Source organism: Flavobacterium soyae (assembly GCF_021245985.1).
GTDB lineage: Bacteria > Bacteroidota > Bacteroidia > Flavobacteriales > Flavobacteriaceae > Flavobacterium > Flavobacterium soyae.
The window spans coordinates 152,017-176,753 of the sequence record NZ_JAJQXA010000009.1; the positions used below are offsets into that span (position 1 = coordinate 152,017).

Annotated in this window: 22 protein-coding genes; 18 read left to right on the plus strand and 4 right to left on the minus strand. The window is 34.5% G+C overall.

The window, feature by feature from the left end:
* Positions 1 to 78: 78 nt before the first annotated feature.
* Both LUU93_RS13270 and dnaG read left to right on the plus strand, forming a co-directional pair.
* Positions 79 to 1,107, plus strand: coding sequence for a TdeIII family type II restriction endonuclease (locus LUU93_RS13270; RefSeq protein ID WP_232681611.1), 1,029 nt, complete (start codon positions 79 to 81; stop codon positions 1,105 to 1,107).
* 129 nt (positions 1,108 to 1,236) lie between these two features.
* A complete protein-coding gene (gene dnaG, locus LUU93_RS13275) occupies positions 1,237 to 3,306 on the plus strand; it encodes a DNA primase (RefSeq protein ID WP_232681612.1) in 2,070 nt (689 codons plus the stop codon).
* Positions 3,307 to 3,392: 86 nt separating this feature from the next.
* On the opposite strand, the gene LUU93_RS13280 is transcribed toward dnaG, so the two are convergent.
* Positions 3,393 to 4,022, minus strand: a complete 630-nt coding sequence (locus LUU93_RS13280; RefSeq protein ID WP_026730588.1) for a response regulator transcription factor — start codon at positions 4,020 to 4,022, stop codon at positions 3,393 to 3,395.
* Between the two features lie 92 nt (positions 4,023 to 4,114).
* A complete protein-coding gene (nadE, locus tag LUU93_RS13285; RefSeq protein WP_232681613.1) occupies positions 4,115 to 4,921 on the minus strand; it encodes an NAD(+) synthase in 807 nt (268 codons plus the stop codon).
* A gap of 101 nt (positions 4,922 to 5,022) precedes the next feature.
* Here nadE and gldB point away from each other — a divergent pair, with 101 nt between their 5' ends.
* Both gldB and gldC read left to right on the plus strand, forming a co-directional pair.
* Entirely contained in the window at positions 5,023 to 5,976 is a 954-nt protein-coding gene (gene gldB / locus LUU93_RS13290; RefSeq protein WP_232681614.1) for a gliding motility lipoprotein GldB, read from the plus strand.
* A complete protein-coding gene (gene gldC, locus LUU93_RS13295) occupies positions 5,976 to 6,311 on the plus strand; it encodes a gliding motility protein GldC (protein ID WP_232681615.1) in 336 nt (111 codons plus the stop codon). The genes gldB and gldC overlap by 1 nt, the downstream gene beginning before the upstream one ends.
* A 103-nt stretch (positions 6,312 to 6,414) precedes the next feature.
* On the opposite strand, the gene yihA is transcribed toward gldC, so the two are convergent.
* Complete coding sequence (yihA, locus tag LUU93_RS13300; protein ID WP_232681616.1) at positions 6,415 to 7,047, minus strand: ribosome biogenesis GTP-binding protein YihA/YsxC; 633 nt, start codon at positions 7,045 to 7,047, stop codon at positions 6,415 to 6,417.
* 42 nt (positions 7,048 to 7,089) lie between these two features.
* Complete coding sequence (locus tag LUU93_RS13305; RefSeq protein ID WP_232681617.1) at positions 7,090 to 7,854, minus strand: alpha/beta fold hydrolase; 765 nt, start codon at positions 7,852 to 7,854, stop codon at positions 7,090 to 7,092.
* Between the two features lie 378 nt (positions 7,855 to 8,232).
* Here LUU93_RS13305 and mraZ point away from each other — a divergent pair, with 378 nt between their 5' ends.
* The 14 genes from mraZ (at position 8,233) to ftsZ (ending at position 24,704) form a co-directional block, all read left to right on the plus strand.
* Entirely contained in the window at positions 8,233 to 8,706 is a 474-nt protein-coding gene (gene mraZ / locus LUU93_RS13310) for a division/cell wall cluster transcriptional repressor MraZ (RefSeq protein ID WP_232681618.1), read from the plus strand.
* Positions 8,681 to 9,589: a 16S rRNA (cytosine(1402)-N(4))-methyltransferase RsmH gene (gene rsmH, locus LUU93_RS13315; RefSeq protein ID WP_232681620.1), complete on the plus strand. Its 909-nt coding sequence runs from the start codon at positions 8,681 to 8,683 to the stop codon at positions 9,587 to 9,589. The genes mraZ and rsmH overlap by 26 nt, the downstream gene beginning before the upstream one ends.
* Positions 9,590 to 9,607: 18 nt before the next feature.
* Positions 9,608 to 9,955: an FtsL-like putative cell division protein gene (locus tag LUU93_RS13320; RefSeq protein WP_232681621.1), complete on the plus strand. Its 348-nt coding sequence runs from the start codon at positions 9,608 to 9,610 to the stop codon at positions 9,953 to 9,955.
* Positions 9,946 to 11,964 (plus strand): PASTA domain-containing penicillin-binding protein, encoded by a 2,019-nt coding sequence (locus LUU93_RS13325; protein WP_232681622.1) that lies wholly within the window; start codon positions 9,946 to 9,948, stop codon positions 11,962 to 11,964. Before LUU93_RS13320 ends, LUU93_RS13325 begins: the two co-directional genes overlap by 10 nt.
* Complete coding sequence (locus LUU93_RS13330) at positions 11,961 to 13,424, plus strand: UDP-N-acetylmuramoyl-L-alanyl-D-glutamate--2,6-diaminopimelate ligase (protein WP_232681623.1); 1,464 nt, start codon at positions 11,961 to 11,963, stop codon at positions 13,422 to 13,424. The genes LUU93_RS13325 and LUU93_RS13330 overlap by 4 nt, the downstream gene beginning before the upstream one ends.
* Before the next feature lie 112 nt (positions 13,425 to 13,536).
* Positions 13,537 to 14,769 carry a phospho-N-acetylmuramoyl-pentapeptide-transferase gene (mraY, locus tag LUU93_RS13335; RefSeq protein WP_232681624.1) on the plus strand — a complete coding sequence of 411 codons (1,233 nt, stop codon included), beginning with the start codon at positions 13,537 to 13,539 and terminating at the stop codon, positions 14,767 to 14,769.
* Positions 14,770 to 16,101 carry a UDP-N-acetylmuramoyl-L-alanine--D-glutamate ligase gene (murD, locus tag LUU93_RS13340; protein ID WP_232681625.1) on the plus strand — a complete coding sequence of 444 codons (1,332 nt, stop codon included), beginning with the start codon at positions 14,770 to 14,772 and terminating at the stop codon, positions 16,099 to 16,101.
* A 70-nt stretch (positions 16,102 to 16,171) separates the two neighbouring features.
* Positions 16,172 to 16,408, plus strand: a complete 237-nt coding sequence (locus LUU93_RS13345; protein ID WP_232681626.1) for a four helix bundle protein — start codon at positions 16,172 to 16,174, stop codon at positions 16,406 to 16,408.
* Positions 16,409 to 16,581: 173 nt separating this feature from the next.
* Entirely contained in the window at positions 16,582 to 17,901 is a 1,320-nt protein-coding gene (locus tag LUU93_RS13350; RefSeq protein WP_232681628.1) for an FtsW/RodA/SpoVE family cell cycle protein, read from the plus strand.
* Between the two features lie 37 nt (positions 17,902 to 17,938).
* Positions 17,939 to 19,030, plus strand: coding sequence for an undecaprenyldiphospho-muramoylpentapeptide beta-N-acetylglucosaminyltransferase (murG, locus tag LUU93_RS13355; protein WP_232681630.1), 1,092 nt, complete (start codon positions 17,939 to 17,941; stop codon positions 19,028 to 19,030).
* 129 nt (positions 19,031 to 19,159) lie between these two features.
* The gene (gene murC / locus LUU93_RS13360; RefSeq protein ID WP_232681631.1) at positions 19,160 to 20,509 is read left to right on the plus strand and encodes a UDP-N-acetylmuramate--L-alanine ligase; all 1,350 of its coding nucleotides are present in this window, start codon (positions 19,160 to 19,162) and stop codon (positions 20,507 to 20,509) included.
* Positions 20,496 to 21,218 carry a cell division protein FtsQ/DivIB gene (locus tag LUU93_RS13365; RefSeq protein ID WP_056204843.1) on the plus strand — a complete coding sequence of 241 codons (723 nt, stop codon included), beginning with the start codon at positions 20,496 to 20,498 and terminating at the stop codon, positions 21,216 to 21,218. Before murC ends, LUU93_RS13365 begins: the two co-directional genes overlap by 14 nt.
* 6 nt (positions 21,219 to 21,224) lie before the next feature.
* Complete coding sequence (ftsA, locus tag LUU93_RS13370; RefSeq protein ID WP_232681632.1) at positions 21,225 to 22,631, plus strand: cell division protein FtsA; 1,407 nt, start codon at positions 21,225 to 21,227, stop codon at positions 22,629 to 22,631.
* A 93-nt stretch (positions 22,632 to 22,724) separates the two neighbouring features.
* Entirely contained in the window at positions 22,725 to 24,704 is a 1,980-nt protein-coding gene (gene ftsZ, locus LUU93_RS13375) for a cell division protein FtsZ (protein ID WP_232681633.1), read from the plus strand.
* The last annotated feature ends 33 nt before the right edge of the window (positions 24,705 to 24,737 follow it).

The window sequence follows — 24,737 nt, forward strand, 5'->3', positions numbered from 1 at the left end:
ATGGAGAATTAACCATTTACAATTCACAATTAATAATTAAATACATCATCAATCACAATCACAATTAAAAAATCAATCATGAAAAATTTTACTATTTATCTCGTAATCCTGGTTTTCTTATTCGTAAGCAAAGTATTGGGACAGGAAACCTTTGAGTCAAGAGCAAAGCAAATTGCCAATAAAATCGAAAAGATTACTAAAGAAGAAAAAGAAACTTTAAAACAAGAAATTGAAGCCGTAAATGTTCAATTGTCTGAAGGAAAAATTACGCAGGAACAAGCTGACAAACGCAAAAAAGAATTAGCAGAAGCCCGAGCAGTAATTATTGAAGAAAAAGTGACTTTGGCTCAAAATGAACTAAACGATCTAGTCCAGCAAAAAGTAGATGGAAAAATCAAAGAAGATTCTTCCAGGGTCTATATGATTCGCTTGAAGTCTCCAAAACGAGACAAAGATTCTATTCATGGTGAAAAAAGAACCACTTCGCAATTTGTATTTGCTATGGGTTTAAATAATACAATGGTCGACGGAAAACTTCAGGACTCAAATTACCGTTTTATGGGTTCACACTTTTACGAATGGGGTATTACCTATAACTCAAGATTAATGAAAAATGATAACCTGCTTCATGCAAAATATGGACTTTCCTTAATGTACAATAATATTCGTCCAACAGAAAACAGAAGCTTCGTGGTAAACGGCGATCAGACTGATCTTGTAGAAAATCCGGTTCATTTAACAGAATCTCGTTTTAGAAACGTGTATTTAGCAGCTCCGGTTCACTTAGAATTTGATTTTACAAAAGCGAGAGAAAGCAACGGAAAAAAATACTTCAAAACACACAAAAGTTTCCGTTTTGGAGTTGGGGGTTACGCTGGAATCAACGTAAAATCAAAACAAATTTTAAAATTTGAAGAAGACGATTTAAAATATAAAACCACAATTAAAGGTGATTATAATGTAAATAATTTTATTTACGGTTTGAGTTCTTACATTGGTTACAGAGAATTGAGTTTGTATTTTAAATATGATTTAAATCCCATATTTCAGGATAATTTAACCAAAGAAAATAATGTTTCTTTAGGTTTACGCCTTGATTTGAATTGAGAATAAAGTTTGAGTTTAGTTAGTAGAAAAAGTGCTTCAATAGAGGCACTTTTTTTATTTTAATAACAAAAATTCAAAATGGATTTATGTACTTTTACAAGCTATAATTTTTAAAAAATAATTTACGTTTTGATTTCACAAAGTACAATAGATTCTGTTTTTGAAACTGCTCGCGTTGAGGAGGTTATTGGTGATTTTGTTAATTTAAAGCGTGCAGGAAGTAACTACAAAGGTTTGAGCCCGTTTTCAGATGAGCGTTCACCTTCGTTTATGGTTTCGCCGGCAAAAGGAATCTGGAAAGATTTTAGTTCCGGAAAAGGCGGGAATTCTGTTGCCTTTTTGATGGAACATTCCCATTTTACCTATCCCGAAGCCATTCGGTATTTAGCCAAAAAATACAATATTGAAATTGAAGAAACCGAGCAGACAGATGCTGAAAAAGCAATGACAGATGTTCGTGAAAGTATGTATCTGGTTTCAGAGTTTGCGGCAAAGTATTTTCAGGATGTTATGGTTAATACCGAAGAAGGAAAAGCTATTGGGTTGTCTTATTTTAAAGAAAGAGGGTTTACTGCCGAAAGTATCAAAAAATTTAATTTAGGATATTCTCCCGAAACCTGGGATGCATTAACCAAAGAAGCACTCGGAAAAGGATATAAATTAGAATTTCTTGAAAGTACAGGTCTAACAATCGCCAGAGAAGACCGTCCTTTTGACCGTTTTAAAGGACGTGTAATGTTCCCAATTCATAGTATGTCGGGACGTGTTTTAGGTTTTGGAGGACGTATTTTAACCAACGATAAAAAAGCAGCAAAATACCTGAATTCGCCCGAAAGTGATATTTACCATAAAAGTAAAGTCCTGTATGGAATCTTTCAGGCAAAGCAGTCAATAGCCAAACAAAATAATTGTTATTTGGTTGAAGGTTATACAGATGTAATTCAGTTTAATCAAGCCGGAATTGAGAATGTTGTAGCTTCTTCAGGAACCGCTTTAACGCCGGATCAAATACGGTTGATTAATCGTTTGACCAAAAATATTACTGTACTTTTTGACGGAGATGCTGCCGGATTGCGAGCTTCTATTCGAGGAATCGATTTAATTCTGGAAGAAGGCATGAATGTTAGGGTTTGTTCTTTTCCTGATGGAGAAGATCCTGATAGCTTTGCCCGCAAAAATTCGCATGATGCATTGGTTGCTTATTTAGAAGAAAACAGTAAAGACTTTATACAGTTTAAAGCTTCCATCCTGATGAATGAGGCTAAAAACGACCCAATCAAAAAAGCAGATTTGATTCGTGATATGGTAACTAGTATTTCTAAAATACCAGACCGTATTCAGCGTGAAGTATATATTCAGGAATGTGCCCGAATTATGGATATCTCGGAGCAGGTTTTGGTAAGTACGCTGGCACAGTTAATTCAAAAAGATATTGCAGAAGCTAATAAAAAGCAAAAACAGGAACAAAAACCTTTTGAAGTTGTTAGAAACCAAAACCCAAAATATACCGGATATTCAGGAGGAGATCCCGAAGATCCAAGAACAGGGCCGCCGGATGATTATCCAGGAGAGCCGGGATATATGGAAGGACAGGCAGAAAAAGTAGATATTCTGTATGGTTTTGAAAGGAAAATCATTGAGATTCTTCTTTTATATGGAAGTGTTGTTGAAAGTTTTGAAGATGTTTACCTAAAAGCCGATGAAGAAGGAAATGTAAAAGAGGTTTCAGAAAAAAGACAATACAAAGTATTTGAAAAAGTCTATTTGAGTCTTCAGGAAGATGAAGTAGAATTGTCAAATACATTATTTCAAAATATTTACACCAATATTATTGATTTTTATAATCACAATGAAGCTTTTAGCCTTGATAAATATTTGATGCACCTGCAGCCTGAATTTGCACAGGAAGTAACAAATATTTTAATGGAAGATGAAAAAGTAACTATTCACAACTGGGAAGGGCAGAATATTTTTCCGAAACATAAAAACGTAACAATTGAACAAAACGTTTCAGATACTATATTTTCTATGCGGTGGTTTTTGGTATCAAAAATTATTCATGAATTAAAAAATTCACTTATTTCTGATCCGAAAGAAGATAATTCAGAATTATTGTCGATGGTGGTAGATTATTCTAAACTGCTCAATAATTTTTCTAAAAAGCTAGGAAGGGTGGTAGTTCCTTACCATGGCGGATAAAAATCAAAAAGCTCTATAGTGATAAACAATATAGAGCTTTTTTTATGGTTGATGATCTTGCCGAAGCAAATCAAATTACCATCAAATTAAATAATTTCTAAAGTCTTAGCCTTATTTACTAAGTCAACTAAATTAGTAACGTTCAATTTAGTCAATAATCTTAGTTTGTAAGTACTGATCGTTTTCTCGTTCAGGTTTAAGATTTTAGAAATCTCATTGTTTTTCTTACCATCACTTAAATAGCGCAAAACTTCGATTTCACGGTTAGAAAGTTTTCTGTACAAACGTTCGCTCTTGCTTTGTTTAGCAATAAGGGCCATGTTTTTGCGAACTGTTTCGTTGATGATAATTTTACCTTCGTGTACTTTAATAATAGAAAGACCTAAAGTTTCAAGTTTTTCTGTTTTGTGTACATACCCGGATACTCCGGCTTTAATTGCGTTTGGAGCATACATTTGCTCAGCTAGGTCACTGAAGATTACAATTTTTGTCTTCGGGAAATTTTTCAAGATTGATTTTACTTCGAAGATACTTGAAAGACCTTCTAATTCTAGATCTAAGATCAGAATATCGATCTCCTTCGTCTGAAGAATATCTCTAACCATTGAAAAATTGCCTACGTTGGCAACAATTGAAATTTGATCGTGGTCTTTAAAATAAGACTTAACGCCAAAGTGAGTCACAGGATGATTGTCTGCAAGACATACTTTAATCATAATTTTACCTTTTTAGAATTGTTATCATGTTTTTGGAATTGTAAAATTAATAAATAAATTCTGTAATTAATTGTTGACAAATGTTAAAAATTTTATTTTAACGTTTTTGGGATTAAACAAACTGGTATTGCTTCCATTTTATGCTTGTTGCTGGTGTTTAATCTTTTATAAATTTCAAAGACAGATTTTTCTCTCCCATTAAAGTCATCTGCCGTTTTTCCTGACTCTGCGGCGAGCATCGCCCATTCCAGTTCGTCGTAACTTGCGCCTAACTGATCTTCGTCGGTTCTGTTATCTCCAAAAAGTCCATCTGTTGGAGCAGCTGTTAAAATTGAATTTGGAATAGTTAAAAATTCACCCAAAGCATAAACATCAGATTTCATTAAGTCAGCAATTGGGCTCAGGTCAACACCGCCGTCACCATACTTTGTATAGAACCCAACACCAAAATCTTCCACTTTATTCCCCGTTCCTGCTACTAAAAACCCATGAATACCAGCTAGATAGTACAAAGAAGTCATTCTTAAACGTGCTCTGGTATTGGCTAGTGATAAATTAACTTTTGTTGAATCTTTTGTAGTTGGCACAGCTGCCTTAAAAGCCTCAAAAGTGTCAGTTAGATCAGTTTGTACACTTGAAACATTTGAAAAACGTTTTTTTAATTGCTCAATGTGTTCTCTTCCTCTTGATACCTGACTTTCAGCCTGATGGATCGGCATTTCGACGCATAAAACCTGTAAACCTGTCTGTGCACATAGGGTAGAAGTCACTGCAGAATCAACTCCGCCTGAGATTCCGATTACAAAACCGCTTACTTTTGCATTAGCAGCATAATTTTTTAACCATTCAACAATATATGTATTTACTTTTTCTGTCTGAATTGTGCTTTTTTTAGCCATAATAGTTTAAGTTTTAAAATGCAGGGATGTATATTTGCAGAATTATTTTTTTAAGTAGAAAAGTACTTAAATTCCAGCAACACAAATCTAAATAAAATAAAATGAAAATTTATCGCTTTGTAGTGGTTCTGTGCTTGTTTTTTTTGTCTTGTGACCAAAAAACAAAGGTTGAAAAAGAGGTTGAAGAAATCCCGGTAGATATTAAAGTAGAACGTTTTGATAAAGCATTTTTTGAAACTAAACCTGAAGATCTTGCTAAAATAAAAAAACAATATCCATACTTTTTTCCTGGTAACGATGATAACGTCTGGCTTCAAAAAATGAAAGAGCCAATCTGGAGAGAAGTTTACGAAGAGGTACAAAAAAAATACAGCAACTTTGAACCTGTTCGTGAGGAATTCAATGAACTTTTTAAGCATGTAAAATATTATTTCCCAAAAACTAAAATACCAAAGGTTGTTACCGTAATTGGAGAAATGGATTATAATGCAAAAGCAATTTATGCAGATAGTCTTGTTGTTGTTGCTTTAGAACTGTATTTAGGTAAGGATCATAAATTTTATGAATTTCCGGCATATATAAAATACAATTTTGAAGAAAAACAAATTATGCCAGATGTAGTTTCGAGTTTTACATACCGAAATGTTCCAGCTTATCCTGATAAAAACCTGGTTTCTCAAATGATTTTTGAAGGAAAGCAATTATATGCAAAAGATTTGCTTTTGCCCAATTATACAGATGCAGAAAAAATAGGTTACAAACCTGAACAAATAAAATGGTGCGAAGAAAATGAAAGTTATATGTGGCGTTATTTTCTTGAAAACGAAATGTTGTACAGTTTAGACCCTAAATTAACAACACGATTTATAGCACCGGCTCCATTTTCTAAATTCTATTTAGAAATTGATAATGATTCTCCAGGAAGGGTCGGCGCATGGATTGGCTGGCAGATTGTTCGTTCGTATATGAAAAACAACAATGTACCGCTGTCAGAATTATTAAAAGTGAATGCAAAAGAGATTTTCGAAAAGTCAAAATATAAACCTAAGAAATAATGTCAAATACAATACAATCAGAAATTAAATTTAATGTCGAGTTAGACGAAAACCGTGTTCCGGAAAAATTAACATGGAGCGCACAAGATGGAGGAGTTCATGCCGAAGAAGCAAAAGCTATAATGTTATCAATTTGGGACAGTAAAGCACAGGAAACAATGCGTATTGATTTGTGGACAAAAGATATGCCGGTAGACGAAATGAAAATTTTTTTCCACCAGACTTTAGTTGCAATGGCTGATACTTTTAAGCGTGCAACAGACGACGAAAAAATGTCGGATACAATGAAGGATTTCTGTGATTACTTTGCAGAGAAACTGGAATTAACGAAGTAGTAGTTTTAAATTCCAATAAAAAAATCCCAAATTCCAATTTTAAAGTTGGAGTTTGGGATTTTTTATATTTTAAAATTTAATCTTTTTATTGGAATTTACCTCCTTAAATCGAATCTAAAAACCCACTATTACTTTTAAAAACCTCCTGATTTACTTCATCTATGTAAGTCAAAAGCTCTTCTTTTCCAATAGATTCTGTAGATGAGGTTACAAAATACTGCGGCATTTCGGCCCAGTTATTGGCATACATCTGTTTGCGGTAAGCGGCAATATGCGAATCAACTTTTACTTTACTGATTTTATCAGCTTTGGTGAAAATAATGCAAAACGGAATTTCGCTTTCTCCCATATAAGACATAAATTCAATATCAATTTTTTGAGCTTCATGACGAATATCAATCAAAACAAAAGCGCAGACTAACTGCTCTCTGTTTTCAAAATAATCCGTAATAAACTGCTGGAAAATTGATTTTGTTTTTTTTGAAACTTTAGCATAACCATAACCCGGTAAATCGACTAGAAACCAATTATTGTTGATTTTAAAGTGATTTATCAGCTGTGTTTTTCCTGGTCTTCCAGATGTTTTTGCTAAATTTTTATGATTGGTAATCATGTTAATCAATGATGATTTACCAACGTTTGATCTGCCTATAAATGCGTATTCCGGCAGAAAATCTTTCGGGCATTTTGATGCATCAGAATTACTGACAATAAATTCGGCGGTATTAATTTTCATATTCTTGGTTTTTAAAACCTCCTTAAAATCGAAAGTTAGATGCTATAATTTCTGCTCGGTAAGCCATTTTTCAAGAATTTCATTAAATTCCTGAGGATGTTCCATCATAGCGGCGTGTCCACATTTGTCAATCCAATACAAAGTCGAATTTGGCAATAATTTATCAAATTCTTCGGCAACATTTGGCGGTGTTACAGAGTCATTTTTACCCCATATAATGCAGGTTTCAACTGTCATTTTTGGTAAATCTTTAGCCATATTATGGCGAATAGCGCTCTTTGCAATTGTTAACGTTTTAATCAATTTGATACGATCGTTAGCCGTTGCGTATACTTCATCAATAAGTTCAGGAGTAGCAATTTTTGAGTCGTAAAATACATCTTCAGCTTTCTTTTTGATGTACTCATAATCACCTCTTCTTGGATAACTGTCTCCCATTGCACTTTCGTAAAGACCAGAACTTCCGGTGATTACAAGTCCGGCTACTTTTTCAGGATATAATTTTGTGTGGTACAATGCAATATGTCCTCCCAATGAATTTCCTAATAAAATAACCTTGTCAAAACCTTTAAAAGTGATAAAATCCTTAACGTATTTAGCGAAGCTTTTTACATTCGTTTTTAAAATGCTTTGTGTGTATATTGGCAAATCCGGGATAACGACTTTATATCCTTTCGTTGGGAAATATTCTGCTACACCATCAAAGTTACTAAGGCCTCCCATTAACCCGTGTAAAATTACAATAGGGGTTCCTTCGCCAGCTTCAAAATAGCTGTATTTGCCTTCTTTTTTGTAGTTTTTGTCCATCTAGTTTAATGCCAATTTCAATTTCGACAAATATAGGGTTTAATAAATAAAAATGAATTTTTGCTGCCATTTTTTAACTACATAATTTTAGTCGAATATATAAGTGTTTAAAAATCAGCTTTTAGAGTGTTTTTTGTGATAATGTAGAAATGTTAAAATCATTGCATAATAATTACTTTTTTAAGAGAAATACTATATAATTTTTGTAATTGTTAAAAGAATCGATCTGTGAACTGATTAATATCTAAAGTGTTGATTTGGTAATAATTAAATAAGGTGGTAGAAATGTGGTTAAACTTATTAACAAAGTGGTATTTAGTGGTAATATGTGGTAATTTTTTTTATATTTTTGCTGTATAACATGTTAAGTGGTTTTTCTTGAACACAATTGTAGGAACATATGAGTGTAAAGTCGATGCTAAAGGGAGGTTAATGATACCCGCATCCCTTAAAAAGCAATTGGCTTCTTCTCTTCAGGACGGTTTTGTCTTGAAGCGCTCTGTTTTTCAGCAGTGTCTGGAGTTGTACCCAATGGAGGAGTGGAATTTGATGATGGCGAAAATTAACAAGTTGAATCGTTTTGTGAAAAAGAACAATGACTTCATTCGCAGATTTACTGCCGGCGTAAAAGTGGTAGAAATTGATGCATTAGGAAGATTGTTAGTGCCAAAAGATTTGGTGGCTTTTTCTGGTATTGCTAAAGATGTAGTATTCTCATCTGCGGTTAATATTGTAGAGATTTGGGATAAAGATTTATACGAAAAATCAATAAGCGGCGAAGATATGGATTTTGCAGATTTAGCCGAAGAAGTAATGGGAAATATTAATGACGACGACAATGGAATATCATAATCCGGTTTTACTTCATCCAACAGTTGATGGTTTAAATATTAAGCCAGACGGCATTTATGTAGATGTAACGTTTGGAGGCGGCGGTCACTCAAAAGAAATTTTGAGACGTTTAGGGCCAAACGGAAAGCTATTCGCCTTTGATCAGGATGAAGATGCTTTAGCAAATGCCCTGCCGGACGAAAGGTTTACTTTGATTAATGAGAATTTCAGATTTATAAAAAGATTTCTTCGTTTTTATGGTGTTAAAGGTGTAGATGGAATTTTAGCAGATTTAGGAGTTTCATCACATCAGTTTGATGTTCCGGAAAGAGGTTTTTCAACCCGATTTGATGCAGGGCTGGATATGCGGATGAGTCAGAAAAATGATTTAAATGCTTATCGTGTGGTTAACGAATATGAAGAACAGGATTTACGTCGTGTTTTTTTTGATTATGGGGAGTTGAAAAACGCACCGGTTTTAGCAAGAACAATTGTAGAAGCAAGAAGAGATTACCCAATTAAAACGACAGATGAACTGAAAGACGTTTTGAAGAAATTTTTACCTGAAAAAGTTCGAAACAAAATATTGGCCCAGATTTATCAAGCTATTCGAATTGAAGTAAATCAGGAAATGGATGTTTTAAAAGAATTTATTGAACAGTCGTTAGAAATTCTTAATCCGGGAGGAAGACTTTCGGTAATCTCATACCATTCTTTAGAAGACAGGCTGGTAAAAAGATTTATTAAAAACGGAATGTTTGAAGGAGAGCCTGAGAGAGATTTTTTCGGAAATTATTCGGTACCGTTTAAAACAATAGGAAAACTGATTGTTCCTGATGATGCTGAAATCAAAATCAACAACAGAGCAAGAAGTGCAAAATTGAGAATTGCCGAAAAGATATAATATATATAGGTAGAAAAAATGAAAGGTGGAGTATTCAGCATATTAAAAGCAAGATTTCTAATAAACGATGACGCAGTAAAAAACTGGAGGTTCATTGTTTTTATAATTCTGCTGGCCATTTTGATGATTGCAAATACCCAGCGATACGAACAAAAGGTTTTTGAAATCGCAAAATTGAATAATGAAGTAAAAGAACTGCGATCTGAATTTGTAGATCGACGTTCAGAACTAATGAAGTTAAAAATGGAATCGACGATATCAGATAAAATGCAGGAAAAGCAAATTTATCCATCGACAGTTCCTCCAACAAAAATAGAAGTTAAAAAAGAAGAAGAAAAAAGTTTCTTTAAAAGAATATGGCAGTAGACGATAAACATATATCCTACAGAATTTACCTTGTAGCAGTTTTCATCTTTTTGATGGCAATTGCTATTGTTGTTAAATTAACCAATATTCAATGGGTTGAAGGAGATTATTACAGAAAACTGGCAAAACAGCGTACTGTTAGAAATTTTGTAATTCCGGCAAACAAAGGAAATATTTATTCTGCAGATGGAAGTTTACTGGCAACATCAATCCCGAATTACGAGATTCGTTTTGATGCTAAAGCACCAAAAACAGAAACTTTTGAAAAACATGTAAAAGCATTATCAGATTCTCTGGCTACTATATTAGATAAACCGGGAAGTTATTTTCAAAAAGAATTAAGAAAAGCCAGACAAAACAAAAACCGATATTATTTAATTGCCCGCAATTTAAGTTATACCGAATATGTAAAAATTAAAGGTTTTCCATTATTCAATTTAGGGGCTTTTAAAGGCGGAATTATTGTAGAACAGGAAACGGTTAGAAAACATCCGATAGGGAAAATTGCCGAAAGAACAATTGGTTACGACCGTATTGATCCGGCAACCGGAATTGAAGTTGGAAAAGGAATTGAATGGGCTTTTAAAAGTTATTTAAACGGAAAAGACGGGAAAATTCTAAAACAAAAAATTGCAAAAGGACAATGGAAACCAATTCGAGATTTAAACGAAGTGGACCCAATTGATGGTTACGATGTTATTTCGACAATAGATGTTTTTATTCAGGATATTGCGCATCATGCTTTATTAAAACAACTGGAAGATTACGAAGCAGATCACGGCTGTGTGGTAGTTATGGAAACAGAAACAGGCCATGTAAAAGCAATTTCAAATTTAGGAAGAGCAGAAGACGGGTCGTATTATGAAACCACAAACTATGCGATTGCAGAATCTCATGAACCGGGATCGACTTTTAAACTAGTTGATTTAATGGCAATTTTAGAAGATAAAGTAGCCGATACAAGTACAGTTTTCGATAGTCACGGAGGTCAGGTTAAATATTACGGGCGAGCTGTTAATGATTCGCATAAAGGTGGTTATGGGAAAGTTTCATTAGCCCGCGGATTTGAACTTTCGTCAAATACAGTTATGGTTCAGGCGGTTTATGAAAATTACAAAAGTAATCCGTCTAAGTTTGTGAATCATATTAATAGTTACGGATTAAATAAGACATTGGGATTACATTTTAAAGGAGAAGGAAGACCGTATATTCCACAGCCTGGAGACAAACATTGGTCAGGAACAACGCTTCCATGGATGGCTTTTGGATATAATGTTTCAGTTACACCAATGCAGACTTTGGCATATTATAATTCAGTTGCCAATAATGGTGTAATGGTAAAACCGCAATTTGTTTCTGAAATTAAAGAGTGGAACAAAACCATCAAAAAGTTTGATGTTGAAGTTATAAATCCAAGAGTTTGTTCGCCGGAGACCATTAAAAAACTAAAAGCAGTATTGCTGAATGTGGTTAAAAAAGGAACAGGTTCTAAATTGTATTCGAAAGATTTTTCGATGGCAGGAAAAACAGGAACGGCTCAGATGAATTATGGAGGAAAAGAAGGAAAATCAGCATTGTATTATGCGTCTTCTTTCGTTGGATATTTTCCGGCAGAGCATCCAAAATATTCTTGTATTGTAGTAGTTCATAAACCAAATACATCAAAAAACAATTATTACGGAGCAGACGTTGCAGGGCCGGTTTTTAAAAGAATTGCCCAAAAAATATTTACAGACGCGCCGTCAACAAATAAAATTAAACAACTGGATTCTAAAATTGCAAAACAGGAAAGCAGTTATGATAAGTATGATGTAGAATCAAGAAAAAAATCAAATGCAATTCCTAATTTAAAAGGAATGCCGGGAATGGATGCTGTTGCTTTGCTTGAAAATCTTAATGTAAAAATTAAGGTAAAAGTAATAGGAGTAGGAAAGGTGAAAAAGCAATCTATTCAGGCAGGAGAAAAAATTATAAATAAAAACACAACAATAGTATTAGAATTATCGTGAAAATACTAAAAGACATATTATATAAAGTGGCTATCGAATCTGTAATAGGTTCGACAGAAATTGGTATCCATAAAATTGAATTTGATTCCCGAAAAGTAGAGTCAAATGATATTTTTGTTGCCATTCGCGGTTCATTATCTAACGGGCACGATTATATCGAAAAAGCGATTCAGTTAGGTGCAAAAGCTATTATTTGTGACACACTTCCTCAAAATATTGAGAAAGAAGTAACCTATATTCAGGTAAAAGATACCAATACAGCATTGGCTTTTATTGCGGCTAATTATTTTGAAGACCCATCTTCAAAACTAAAATTAGTAGGCGTAACCGGAACAAACGGAAAAACAACAATTGCATCATTATTGTTTCAATTGTTTCAAAAAGCAGGATTTAAAGTTGGTTTATTATCAACCGTAAAAATCATGGTTGATAATACAGAATATCCTGCAACGCATACAACGCCAGATTCAATTACAATCAATCATTATTTAAATGAAATGATCGAAGCTGGAGTTACGCATTGTTTTATGGAAGTAAGCTCACACGGAATCCATCAAAAACGTACAGAAGCTTTGCATTTTGTAGGTGGGATTTTCACGAACCTTTCGCACGATCATTTAGATTATCATCCAACTTTTGCAGAATACAGAGACGTAAAAAAATCATTTTTTGATTCGCTGCCAAAAACAGCTTTCGCATTATCAAACATCGATGATAAAAATGGAACTGTAATGCTGCAAAATACGACTGCAAGAAAGTTTACATACGCTCTAAAATCATATGCTGATTTTAAAGCAACAATTTTAGAAAGCCAATTGTCTGGTTTATTGTTAAAAGTAAACGACAATGAAGTTTGGGTAAAACTAATTGGAACTTTTAATGCATATAATGTTTTGGCTATTTACGGAACTGCAGTTGAGTTAGGTTTAGATAGTTTGGAAGCATTGCGTTTACTGTCTGATTTAGAAAGTGTTTCAGGACGTTTTCAATACATCGTTACCGATTCAAAAATAACAGCAATTGTAGATTACGCGCACACGCCGGATGCTTTAGAAAATGTTCTAAAAACGGTTGATGATATCCGTACAAAAAACGAGCAGTTGATTACAGTTGTAGGCTGCGGTGGAAACAGAGATAAAACAAAAAGACCAATTATGGCAAAAATTGCAACAGATCTTAGCGATAAAGCAATTTTAACATCAGACAATCCAAGAAACGAAGATCCTGAAGTGATTCTGGATGAGATGGAACAAGGTGTAGAAGCTCATAATTATAAAAAAATATTGAGAATTACTGATAGAAAACAAGCTATTAAAACCGCTTGTCAATTGGCACAGCCAAATGATATTATTCTGATTGCCGGAAAAGGGCATGAAACCTATCAGGAAATAAATGGTGTCCGCCATCATTTTGATGATATGGAGACTGTAAAAGAAATTTTAGAACAACTAAGAAAATAACAAAATAAAAATTCCAAATTCAAAATCCAATATAACGTTGGAATTTGGGGTTTACCCCGAGGCTTCGGGATTGGAATTTAATTCAAAATTGGAATTTAAAAAATAGAAAAATATGCTATACTATTTATTTGAATATTTTGACAAAACATTAGATTTACCTGGAACAGGAGTATTCCAGTATATCACATTTAGATCGGCATTGGCATTTATGCTTTCATTGCTTTTGTCAACTATTTATGGTAAAAGGGTGATTAACTTTTTGCGTCGCCAGCAAGTTGGGGAAACAGTTCGTGAACTTGGTCTTGCAGGTCAAAACGAAAAAGCTGGTACACCAACAATGGGAGGATTAATAATCATTTTTGCCACATTAATTCCGGTTTTCTTATTTGCAAGACTGCACAATATTTATATCGTGCTGCTTATTGTAACTACGTTATGGATGGGAACTATTGGTTTTGTGGATGATTATATCAAAATATTCAAAAAAGACAAACAAGGACTAAAAGGAATTTTTAAAGTAATTGGTCAGGTTGGTCTTGGGATAATTGTTGGGGCAGTTCTTTATTTTAATCCAGCTGTTACAGTAAGAACAGATACGGTAAGAACAGATGCATTTAAAACAAATTTAAGTACAACGGTAGTTTTGCCTGCTCCAATTGAAGAAAAATCGACAGCAACTACAATTCCTTTCGTAAAAAATAACGAATTTGATTATGCCGAAGTGTTGTCATTTATGGGAGAAGGATATGAAAAATGGGCTTGGTTAGTATTTATTCCAGTCGTAATTTTTATTATCACAGCAGTTTCAAACGGAGCTAATTTAACAGATGGAATCGATGGTCTCGCGGCCGGAACCTCCGCAGTCTCGGTACTCGCACTTGGAATATTTACATTCGTTTCAGGAAATATTATTTTCTCAAACTATCTCAATATAATGTATATCCCCAATTCGGGAGAAATGACCGTTTTTATATCTGCTTTTGTTGGAGCTTTAATTGGATTTCTTTGGTATAATTCATTTCCGGCATCCGTATTTATGGGAGATACAGGAAGTTTGACCATTGGAGGAATCATTGCTGTTTTAGCCATTGCAGTTCGTAAAGAAATATTGATTGTTTTATTCTGCGGAATTTTCCTTGCCGAAAGTGCTTCGGTAATTATTCAGGTAACTTATTTTAAATATACGAAGAAACGTTTTGGCGAAGGCCGAAGAGTTTTCCTGATGTCACCGCTGCATCATCATTACCAGAAAAAAGGATATCACGAAAGTAAAATTGTGACCCGTTTTTGGATTGTTGCCGTAATGTTAGCCATTTTATCAATTGTTACATTAAAATTAAGATAGATGAGATTAGTGGTATTGGGCGGAGGAGAAAGCGGTGTTGGAACCGCGATCCTAGGTAAAAAACAGGGATACGATGTTTTTGTATCTGATTTTGGAAAGATAAAAGAAAGCTATAAAGAAGTTCTTATCATTAATAAAATTGCTTGGGAAGAAGAACAGCATACTGAAGAGTTAATTCTGAATGCTGATTTGGTAATGAAAAGTCCGGGAATTCCAGAGAAATCTCCAATAGTTAAAAAGTTGATTGAAAAAGGAGTTAAAGTGATTTCGGAAATCGAATTTGCCGCTCCTTATACGGAAGCAATGACAATTGGAATTACCGGAAGTAATGGTAAAACAACTACCACAATGCTGACGTATCATTTGCTTAAATCGGCCGGACTCAATGTAGGCTTGGGAGGAAATATAGGAAAGAGTTTTGCCTGGCAGGTAGCCGAAAATAAATTCGACGCATACGTTCTTGAATTAAGCAGTTTTCAGTTAGACGGGATTATAGATTACAGACCGGATATTGCCATAATAACGAACATCAGCCCGGACCATTTAGATCGATACGAATATAAATATCAAAATTATATCGATTCAAAGTTCCGAATAACGATGAACCAAACCGAAAGTGATTATCTCATTTATGATGGAGATGATGAGGCAAGCACAGAATGGTTAAAGAATAATAAAACAAAAGCAAAATTAATTCCTTTTTCATTGACGAAATCATTTGATGAAGGAGCTTCTATAAATAACAACAAAATGGAAATAAAGATCAACCAAGAAGAGTTTACAATGGAAACAGAATACATTGCGTTAGAAGGAAAACATAATATGAAAAACGCAATGGCAGCAAGCTCTGTAGCAAAATTGATGCAAATTAGAAATGCAACGATTCGTGAAAGTTTATCTAATTTTCAAGGTGTTGAACACCGTTTGGAAAAAGTATTAAAAATCCAGAATGTACAATACATCAACGATTCAAAAGCAACAAACGTAAACGCTACTTTCTTTGCATTAGACAGTATGAATGTTCCAACCGTTTGGATTGTGGGCGGGGTTGATAAAGGAAACGATTACAACGAATTAATGCCATTGGTTCGTGAAAAGGTAAAAGCTATTATATGTCTAGGAGTTGATAACCATAAAATTATTAATGCTTTTGGTGATGTTGTTGATATTATGGTTGAAGTGAACAACATGAACGACGCTGTAAAAACAGCCCAAAAATTAACAGAAAAAGGCGACGCCGTTTTATTGTCTCCAGCCTGCGCAAGTTTTGATTTATTCGAAAACTACGAAGATCGTGGAAAACAATTCAAGCAAGCGGTTCACAATTTATAATTTTAGAGTTTAGATTTTAGATTGGTTTGAACTTTTGAAATATAGATTGCAAATATTTAAGTTCTTTTTGATGATGACGACGGATGAAATGAAGTTGAGAACAAAAAAGTTCTCTTTGAGTGTAATTGATTTAGCAGAAAAATTACCTGGTACATATATTGTAAAAGTAATTGCAAATCAAATTGTGAGAAGTGGTACATCTGTTGGAGCAAATTATCGAGCAGTTTGCAGAGCGAGAAGTGATAAAGAGTTTATTTCAAAAATGAATATAGTTTTAGAAGAATCTGATGAAACTCTATTTGGTTAGAAATTATAAAAGAAAAAAATTGGAGCGATAAATCAGAATTAGAAATGATTTTGAAAGAAGGAAATGAACTAACTGCAATTTTTGTCAGTAGTTTAAAAACGGTAAATAGAAGAATAAATAAATAAAAACCGAAGGTTTTAGAAATAATCTAAAATCAGAAATCTAAAATTAAGATGAAGGAGCTAGTAAACAAACTAAAAGGAGATAGGGTAATATGGTCATTCGTGGCTCTATTGGCGTTGTTTTCTTTTATGCCTGTTTTTAGTGCGAGTAGTAATCTGGCGTATATCGGTCATGGAACCGGAAATACATTAGGTTATCTGGTAAAACATTTGGCACACGTTTGCATCGGTTTCTTGATTATTTATTGGGTTCACAAAGTACCGTATCATTATTTTAGAGCAATTTCTAAAATTGCACTTCCGGTAGTTTGGTTATTATTATTATACACCTTGTTGAAGGGAACTGTAATTGCAGGAGCAAATGCAAGTCGTTGGATTCAGGTGCCGTTCATTGGAATTACGTTTCAAACATCAACATTAGCGGCAAGCGTATTGTTTATTTACGTAGCCCGTTATTTGTCGAAAACCAAAGAAGAAAACGAGCCGTTTCAAACCTCATTTGTTCAGCTTTGGGTTCCGGTGTTTATCACTTTGGCATTGATATTACCAGCCAACTTTTCGACCACAGCGTTGATTTTTGCAATGGTAATGATGCTCACATTTATTGGTAAATATCCATTAAAATATATTGCTTTTATCATTGGGTCAGGAATTGCGATGTTAGCCTTTTTCCTTTTGGTAGCAAAAGCATTTCCGGAATCAAGATTCTTCAGCAGGGTATCAACTTGGGAAAGTCGTATAATGAACTTCACCACAGATAAACCGGATGAAGATGATTATCAAATTGAAAAAGCAAAAATTGCAATTGCATCCGGAAGGTTAGGCGGATTAGGACCTGGAAAAAGTGTTCAGAAGAACTTTTTGCCACAATCATCTTCCGATTTTATTTATGCCATTGTTGTTGAAGAATATGGTTTAGTCGGCGGGGTTTCAATATTATTATTGTACTTATTATTGCTATTCCGATTTGTGATCGCATCGCATAAAGCCAATACATTATTCGGAAAACTAGTCGTCGTCGGCCTCGGATTCCCGATGATATTTCAGGCAATGATTAATATGGCGGTTGCAGTAGAACTACTGCCGGTAACAGGGCAGACACTTCCGCTGATAAGTTCAGGAGGAAGTTCCATCTGGATGACTTGTTTCTCTCTTGGAATCATTATCAGTGTAACCAAGAAAGAGGAAGAAATCGCTGAAGAACAAGAAGAAAAAGAAAGAAGAAAAGAAGCGCTTCAAAGATTAATAGATAAAGAATTGGCTGAAGAAGATCTGCTGGTTGATGAAAAGGAAGAGATTTATGAAGATGAAGCTATGTATTCAATTCAGGATAATTCAAGAAATCCGATGAATGCAGTTTTAAACAAATAATAAAGGATAAATAGTTTAACGATAACTATTACGAGATATGACAAAGTATAAATTCATACTAAGCGGAGGCGGAACTGGAGGGCATATTTATCCTGCAATTGCGATTGCAAATGAATTAAAATTACAATTTCCCGATGCTGAATTTCTTTTTGTAGGAGCCAAAGATAAAATGGAAATGCAGAAAGTGCCTCAGGCAGGATATGAAATAAAAGGTCTTTGGATTGCTGGTTTACAGCGAAAATTAACCTTGCAGAATATGTTGTTTCCTTTAAAATTGGCTGCAAGTTTATTAGAATCACGAAAAATTATTAGAAAATTTAAACCAAATGTAGTGATTGGAACCGGAGGCTTTGCCAGCGGTCCATTATTACAGGCGGCAGGATCGGCGGGAATTCCAACTGTAATTCAGGAACAGAATTCTTTTCCGGGAATTACAAACAAACTGCTAAGCAAAAAAGCAAACGCAATTTGTGTGGCCTATGAAAATTTAGAACGATTTTTTCCAAAAGATAAAATTGTTTTAACAGGAAATCCGGTTCGCCAGGATTTAATTGATATTGATGATAAACGCGATGAAGCAATTGCTTTTTATGGCTTAGACCCAAATAAAAAAACATTGCTGGTTCTGGGCGGAAGTTTAGGGGCAAGAAGAATCAATCAGTTAATTGAGAAAGAATTGTCAAATTTTCTTTCGCAGGATGTTCAGATAATCTGGCAGTGCGGAAAATTATATTTTGAAGATTATAAAAAATACAATCAGCAAAATGTAAGAGTGGTTGATTTTATTGAAAGAATGGATTTTGTTTACGCTGCTGCAGATGTAATTATTTCAAGAGCAGGAGCATCATCAGTTTCAGAATTATGTATAGTGGGGAAACCGGTAATTTTTATTCCGTCTCCAAATGTAGCCGAAGATCATCAAACAAAAAATGCACAGGCCATTGTAGAGGCTAAAGGCGCAATTTTGTTGAAAGAAACTGAATTAGACAGCGAGTTTAGCATTGTTTTTGAAGCGCTGCTGAAAGATGATGGGAAACAAAAACAACTGAGCGCAAACATCAAAAGATTAGCAAAACCAAAAGCAACACAAGATATTGCTGCTGAAATTGTTAAGTTAATCCAGCGATAAGCTTTAAGCAATAGGCTGTAAGCTTTATACTTGCTGCTTAAAGCAAAAAGAATCAAATAATAAAGGCAAAGTTAGAAAGGCCTAAAGCTTAAAGCGTATTGCTTAAAGCAAAAAAAAAGCAAATAAGAAATGAATTTAAATCAAATACAAAACGTTTATTTTATTGGCATCGGAGGAATCGGAATGAGTGCATTGGCCCGTTATTTTAAATATATCGGGAAACAAGTTTCAGGTTACGATAAAACACCGTCAATGCTGACAAGTGAATTAATTGAAAGTGGTATTAATATTCATTTTGAAGACAATATTAATTTGATTCCGACTGATTATTTTGTTGAGAATACACTGGTAATTTTTACGCCGGCAGTTCCAAAAACACATTCAGAATGGAATTATTTTATCGAAAGAAATTACGAAATTAAAAAGCGTGCCGAGGTTTTAGGGATTATCACCAAAGACACTTTTAGTTTTGCAGTTGCCGGAACACACGGAAAAACAACAACGTCAAGTATTTTAGGACATATTCTATATGAAAGCGGTGCAGATGTTACAGCATTTGTGGGCGGAATAGTAGAGAATTATAATTCTAATTTAATTGGAACAGGAAAAACCGTAACTGTTGTAGAGGCTGACGAATTTGATCGTTCGTTCCTGCACTTACATCCAAATATTGCCTGCGTAACCTCAATGGATGCAGACCATTTGGATATTTACGGAACAAGCGATGCTATTGAAGCTTCGTTTGTTGAGTTTGCTTCTAAAGTTGATGATAAAAGCAAATTATTTATAACCAAAGAATTGCCTCTTGAAGGTGTTCAATGTGCTATAAATGAAGATGCTGTATACAAAGCATACAATGTTCGAATTGAAGATGGAAGTTATGTTTTTGATGTGCAGACGCCATCAGAAATTATAAAAAACCTTCGTTTTGGACTGCCTGGAAAACACAATCTTATGAATGGGCTAATGGCTATTGCGATGGCGAAAACGTATGGCACCCCGACCGATGCCATCGCAAAAGCTATTGCCTCATTTAACGGAATAAGAAGACGTTTTTCGTATCAGATTAAATCTGAGAAATTAGTTTACATAGATGATTATGCACATCATCCAACAGAAATAAATGCTGTTCATCAAGCAGTTAGGGAGTTATATCCGGGACGTAAAGTTTTGGCGGTTTTCCAGCCGCATTTGTTTAGCAGAACAAGGGATTTTGCCGACGGATTTGCCGAAAGTTTATCTCAGTTTGATGAAGTGTTTTTAATGGATATTTATCCGGCACGCGAATTACCGATGGAAGGGATTACATCGCCATGGCTGTTGGAGAAAATGACCAATTCGAACAAAAAAATTGTTGCTAAAGAAGATTTATTAGCGCAGATTAAAGCCAGTGATGCGCCGATAATTGTAACAATAGGAGCTGGTGATATTGGTGAAATGGTACCGTCAATCAAAAAAATGCTAAATGAAAATATTTAATTGGACAAATATTCGATTAGTACTCATTTTAGGGCTTGTTCTTTTTTTATATTCTTTCGCGCAGCATCGAAACGGAGATAGAAAACTGAAGAAATCTATGGTCGTTTTTGTAGGAGAAAATACGCTTTTTGTAAAACCGGAAACGGTTAATAAATTGTTGATAGAAAATAAAAGGGACGCTTCCAGTATTAGAAAAGATGAAGTAGATTTGAATAAGATAGAAAAAAACCTTGATACGCAAGACATGATTGAAAAGTCAGATGTTTTTGTAAGTATCGACGGCGTTCTAAAAGCGGTAGTAAAACAGAAGACACCAATAGCGCGAGTTTATGATGGTGATCGCTCTTTTTATATTGACTATGAGGGAAATAAAATGCCCTTGTCAGATAATTTTACGGCGCGAGTTCCTCTTGTTTCAGGGGCAATAAATGAAAAAAATAACGAAGATTTAGCTGCTTTATTTCGCACAATTTACGACGATGCGTTTTTGAAAAAAAACATCATTGCGATACAAATTATGCCTAATGGCAGCCTAAAAATGTTTAACCGAAACTATGATTACTTCATAGATTTTGGTCGTACAATGAATGTTGATAAAAAATTTAGAAACTATAAAGCGTTTTTTCAAAAAGCAGTTTTAGATAGTTCGTTATATAAATACAGTAAGATTGACCTTAGGTTTACGGAACAAGTAGTTTGCACAAAATAATAGAAAATGGAAAAAGATAACATTGCAGTAGGTCTAGATATTGGAACGACAAAGATAGTTGCCATGATAGGCAAGAAGAACGAGTATGGCAAACTTGAAATTTTGGGTATTGGGAAATCCAAAAGTTTAGGTGTTGCCCGTGGTGTTGTAAACAACATTACACAGACTATTCAATCGATTCAGCAAGCAATACTTGAAGCAGAAAATAATTCAGGGTATAAAATAAAAGATGTTGTTGTAGGTATCGCCGGGCAGCACATTAGAAGCATTCAGCATACAGATTACATCAGCCGTAACAATCCGGAAGAAGTAATTGGCGAAAAAGATATTCAGCTTTTAATCGATCAGGTAAATAAACTGGCGATGTTACCGGGAGAAGAAATTATTCATGTTCTGCCGCAGGAATTTAAAATCGACGGACAGTCTGAAATAAAAGAACCAATCGGAATGTACGGCGGAAGATTAGAATCTAGTTTTCATGTTGTAGTAGGCCAGGCTTCTTCAATCAGAAACGTTGGAAGATGTATTCAGAGTTCAGGAATCGAATTATCAGGATTGACATTAGAACCATTAGCTTCGGCAGATGCCGTTTTAAGTCAGGAAGAAAAAGAAGCTGGGGTTGCGCTTATCGATATTGGGGGCGGAACAACAGATTTAGCCATTTTTAAAGACGGAATTATTCGTCACACAGCTGTAATTCCTTTTGGAGGAAATGTAATTACAGATGATATTAAAGAAGGCTGTTCGATTATCGAAAAACAAGCAGAGCTTTTAAAAATAAAATTCGGATCGGCATGGCCGGGTGAAAATAAAGATAACGAAATTGTTTCTATTCCTGGTTTAAGAGGAAGAGAGCCAAAAGAAATTTCGCTTAAAAACCTATCTAAAATTATTCATGCCCGCGTTGTGGAAATTGTAGAGCAGGTTTTTGCAGAAATCAAAGCTTACGGACACGAAGATCCCCGCAAAAAATTAATTGCTGGAATCGTTCTTACAGGTGGTGGTGCTCAATTAAAACATATTAAACAATTAGTTGAATACATTACCGGAATGGATACCAGAATTGGATATCCAAATGAGCATTTAGCTGGAAACTCAAGCGAAGAAATTTCAAGTCCGTTATTTGCGACAGCAGTTGGATTAGTAATGAACAGCATCGAAAACAGCACACAAAGCGCGATTAGAATGGAAGTAGTAAATGAACAGCCAAAAGTTGTTTATAGAAATGTTCCTCCGCCGGTGCAGCGATACGAAGTCGAAGAAAACTACGTTGAGAAAGTAGAAACTATTGAAGAACCAAGGGAAATGAAAACAAACAAGGTTGCAGCAGAATCTACAGAAACAAAAATTAGAAGATCATTTTTTGATAGATATGTCGATAAAATCAAAGATTTTTTAGACAACGCTGAGTAAATACAAGCCGAATAATAAGAGAAAAGGATTACTTTTTGCCCCAAGTCAAGAAGTAAAAAATGTACTAAATAAGAATTTCAAAAAACCAAAAAGATGATGAGCAACTCAGAATTTGGAAGTATTTCATTTGATTTACCGAAAAATCAATCAAATGTAATCAAAGTAATAGGTGTAGGTGGAGGTGGTAGTAACGCTATCAACCACATGTTTAAGCAAGGTATTAAAGGTGTGGATTTTATAGTTTGTAATACCGATTCACAAGCACTACAGAACAGTTCAGTACCTAACAAAATTCAGTTAGGAGTAAATTTAACAGAAGGTCTTGGAGCAGGAGCAAATCCTGACGTAGGGCAGCAGTCTGCTATTGAGAGTATCGCCGACATTGAAAAAATGTTAGACCGCGGTACTAAAATGGTATTTATTACTGCAGGTATGGGTGGAGGAACTGGAACAGGTGCTGCACCAGTTATCGCACAATTAGCAAAAGAAAGAGAAATCCTTACGGTTGGTATCGTGACAATTCCGTTTCAGTTTGAAGGGAAAGTACGTCAGGAGCAGGCACTTTTAGGAATCGAAAAATTACGTAAACAAGTTGACTCTTTAATTGTAATAAACAACAATAAATTAAGAGAAGTTTACGGAAATCTTGGTTTCAAAGCAGGATTCTCAAAAGCAGATGAAGTTTTGGCAACAGCCTCCAGAGGTATTGCCGAAGTAATTACGCACCACTATACTCAAAATATCGATTTACGCGATGCTAAAACAGTTTTGGCAAACAGCGGAACGGCTATTATGGGATCTGCTGTGGCAGAAGGAGAAAACAGAGCAAAAGATGCGATTGTATCAGCATTAGATTCTCCATTATTAAATGACAATAAAATTACAGGAGCCAAAAACGTATTGTTGCTTATCGTTTCTGGATCTAACGAAATAACGCTTGACGAAATCGGAGAAATCAACGATCACATTCAGGCAGAAGCGGGTTACAACGCTAATATTATCATGGGAGTTGGTGAAGACGAAACTCTTGGTGAGGCTATTGCTGTAACTATTATTGCGACTGGTTTTGATGTTGAACAACAAAACGAGATTGTTAATACTGAACCTAAAAAAATCATTCACACGTTAGAAGATGAGCAGAGAAGTGTTCATAATTTAACAAACAAACCTCTTACTTCTTTTGATTTAAATGCAGAGACGCCTAGTGCTAAATCAGAAGAAAAAGTAGTTTTTGATTTAATGGAAGATACGGTTGCTCCCGTAATTCAAACTCCGGCTGCGCCGATAACGACGCCAACAATTAATCAGGAAGAATTGGTAGTAATGTCTGAGTTTATTAAAAACCTTGACGTAACTTTTGAAATTGTTTCGCCAATTACTGATATTGATTTTAAAATTTCTACTCCGGCAGCAGTTGTTCAGGAAGTAAAACCTGTACAGCAAAGATCGTTTGAAAGAGAAGAACAAACAACTTTTTCATTTGATTTACCGCTTTTCAAGTCTGAGCCAGAAGTTAAAAGAGAACCGGCTGCAGAGCAGGAAAATAAAATCATGTTTGAGCTAACAAACGAAACTCGTAACATTAAAGTAAATGATCCAGTTTCATTTGTACCGGTAACGGAACTTTCTGATAACGGAATTATCAAATATTCTTTAGAAGAATATATGGAAGTTGAAAACGAATTGACTGCTTCTAAACCAGTTGAAAAAGTGATCGAAGATACAGTTCCAGAGGAATTGAACATTACTTTAAAACCAAGAGTTGATTTTGCAAGTCAGCCTGATTTTGCAACAACTTCAGAAGTTTCTCCGATGGAATTGACAATTGAGGAAACTTTACGTTTAAGAGCTGAAGAAAGAAGAAAGAAACTAAAAGAATTTAATTATAAATTTCACAATAACGTTTCAAGAATCGATGAGTTGGAAAAAGAGCCTGCTTACAAAAGATTAGGAATCGATTTATCGAATTCTCAATCTAACAATACAAATTCAAGAATTTCGGTTGGAACAGATAGTAACAACGATTTGCAATTGCGTTCAAACAATTCATTTTTGCACGACAATGTAGATTAATTTTTACAATCATAATATTAGGATAACCCGAAA

Coding starts and splice junctions, on each gene's coding strand:
- LUU93_RS13280 (WP_026730588.1), bottom strand. CDS start 4,022: ATGATTAAAGTATGTCTTGCAGACAATCATCCTGTGACTCACTTTGGC.
- murC (WP_232681631.1), top strand. CDS start 19,160: ATGAATTTAAATCAAATACAAAACGTTTATTTTATTGGCATCGGAGGA.
- yihA (WP_232681616.1), bottom strand. CDS start 7,047: ATGAAAATTAATACCGCCGAATTTATTGTCAGTAATTCTGATGCATCA.
- LUU93_RS13345 (WP_232681626.1), top strand. CDS start 16,172: ATGATGACGACGGATGAAATGAAGTTGAGAACAAAAAAGTTCTCTTTG.
- ftsA (WP_232681632.1), top strand. CDS start 21,225: ATGGAAAAAGATAACATTGCAGTAGGTCTAGATATTGGAACGACAAAG.
- LUU93_RS13325 (WP_232681622.1), top strand. CDS start 9,946: ATGGCAGTAGACGATAAACATATATCCTACAGAATTTACCTTGTAGCA.
- LUU93_RS13320 (WP_232681621.1), top strand. CDS start 9,608: ATGAAAGGTGGAGTATTCAGCATATTAAAAGCAAGATTTCTAATAAAC.
- LUU93_RS13350 (WP_232681628.1), top strand. CDS start 16,582: ATGAAGGAGCTAGTAAACAAACTAAAAGGAGATAGGGTAATATGGTCA.
- LUU93_RS13305 (WP_232681617.1), bottom strand. CDS start 7,854: ATGGACAAAAACTACAAAAAAGAAGGCAAATACAGCTATTTTGAAGCT.
- mraY (WP_232681624.1), top strand. CDS start 13,537: ATGCTATACTATTTATTTGAATATTTTGACAAAACATTAGATTTACCT.
- ftsZ (WP_232681633.1), top strand. CDS start 22,725: ATGATGAGCAACTCAGAATTTGGAAGTATTTCATTTGATTTACCGAAA.
- gldC (WP_232681615.1), top strand. CDS start 5,976: ATGTCAAATACAATACAATCAGAAATTAAATTTAATGTCGAGTTAGAC.
- LUU93_RS13270 (WP_232681611.1), top strand. CDS start 79: ATGAAAAATTTTACTATTTATCTCGTAATCCTGGTTTTCTTATTCGTA.
- nadE (WP_232681613.1), bottom strand. CDS start 4,921: ATGGCTAAAAAAAGCACAATTCAGACAGAAAAAGTAAATACATATATT.
- murD (WP_232681625.1), top strand. CDS start 14,770: ATGAGATTAGTGGTATTGGGCGGAGGAGAAAGCGGTGTTGGAACCGCG.
- gldB (WP_232681614.1), top strand. CDS start 5,023: ATGAAAATTTATCGCTTTGTAGTGGTTCTGTGCTTGTTTTTTTTGTCT.
- murG (WP_232681630.1), top strand. CDS start 17,939: ATGACAAAGTATAAATTCATACTAAGCGGAGGCGGAACTGGAGGGCAT.
- LUU93_RS13365 (WP_056204843.1), top strand. CDS start 20,496: ATGAAAATATTTAATTGGACAAATATTCGATTAGTACTCATTTTAGGG.
- rsmH (WP_232681620.1), top strand. CDS start 8,681: ATGACGACGACAATGGAATATCATAATCCGGTTTTACTTCATCCAACA.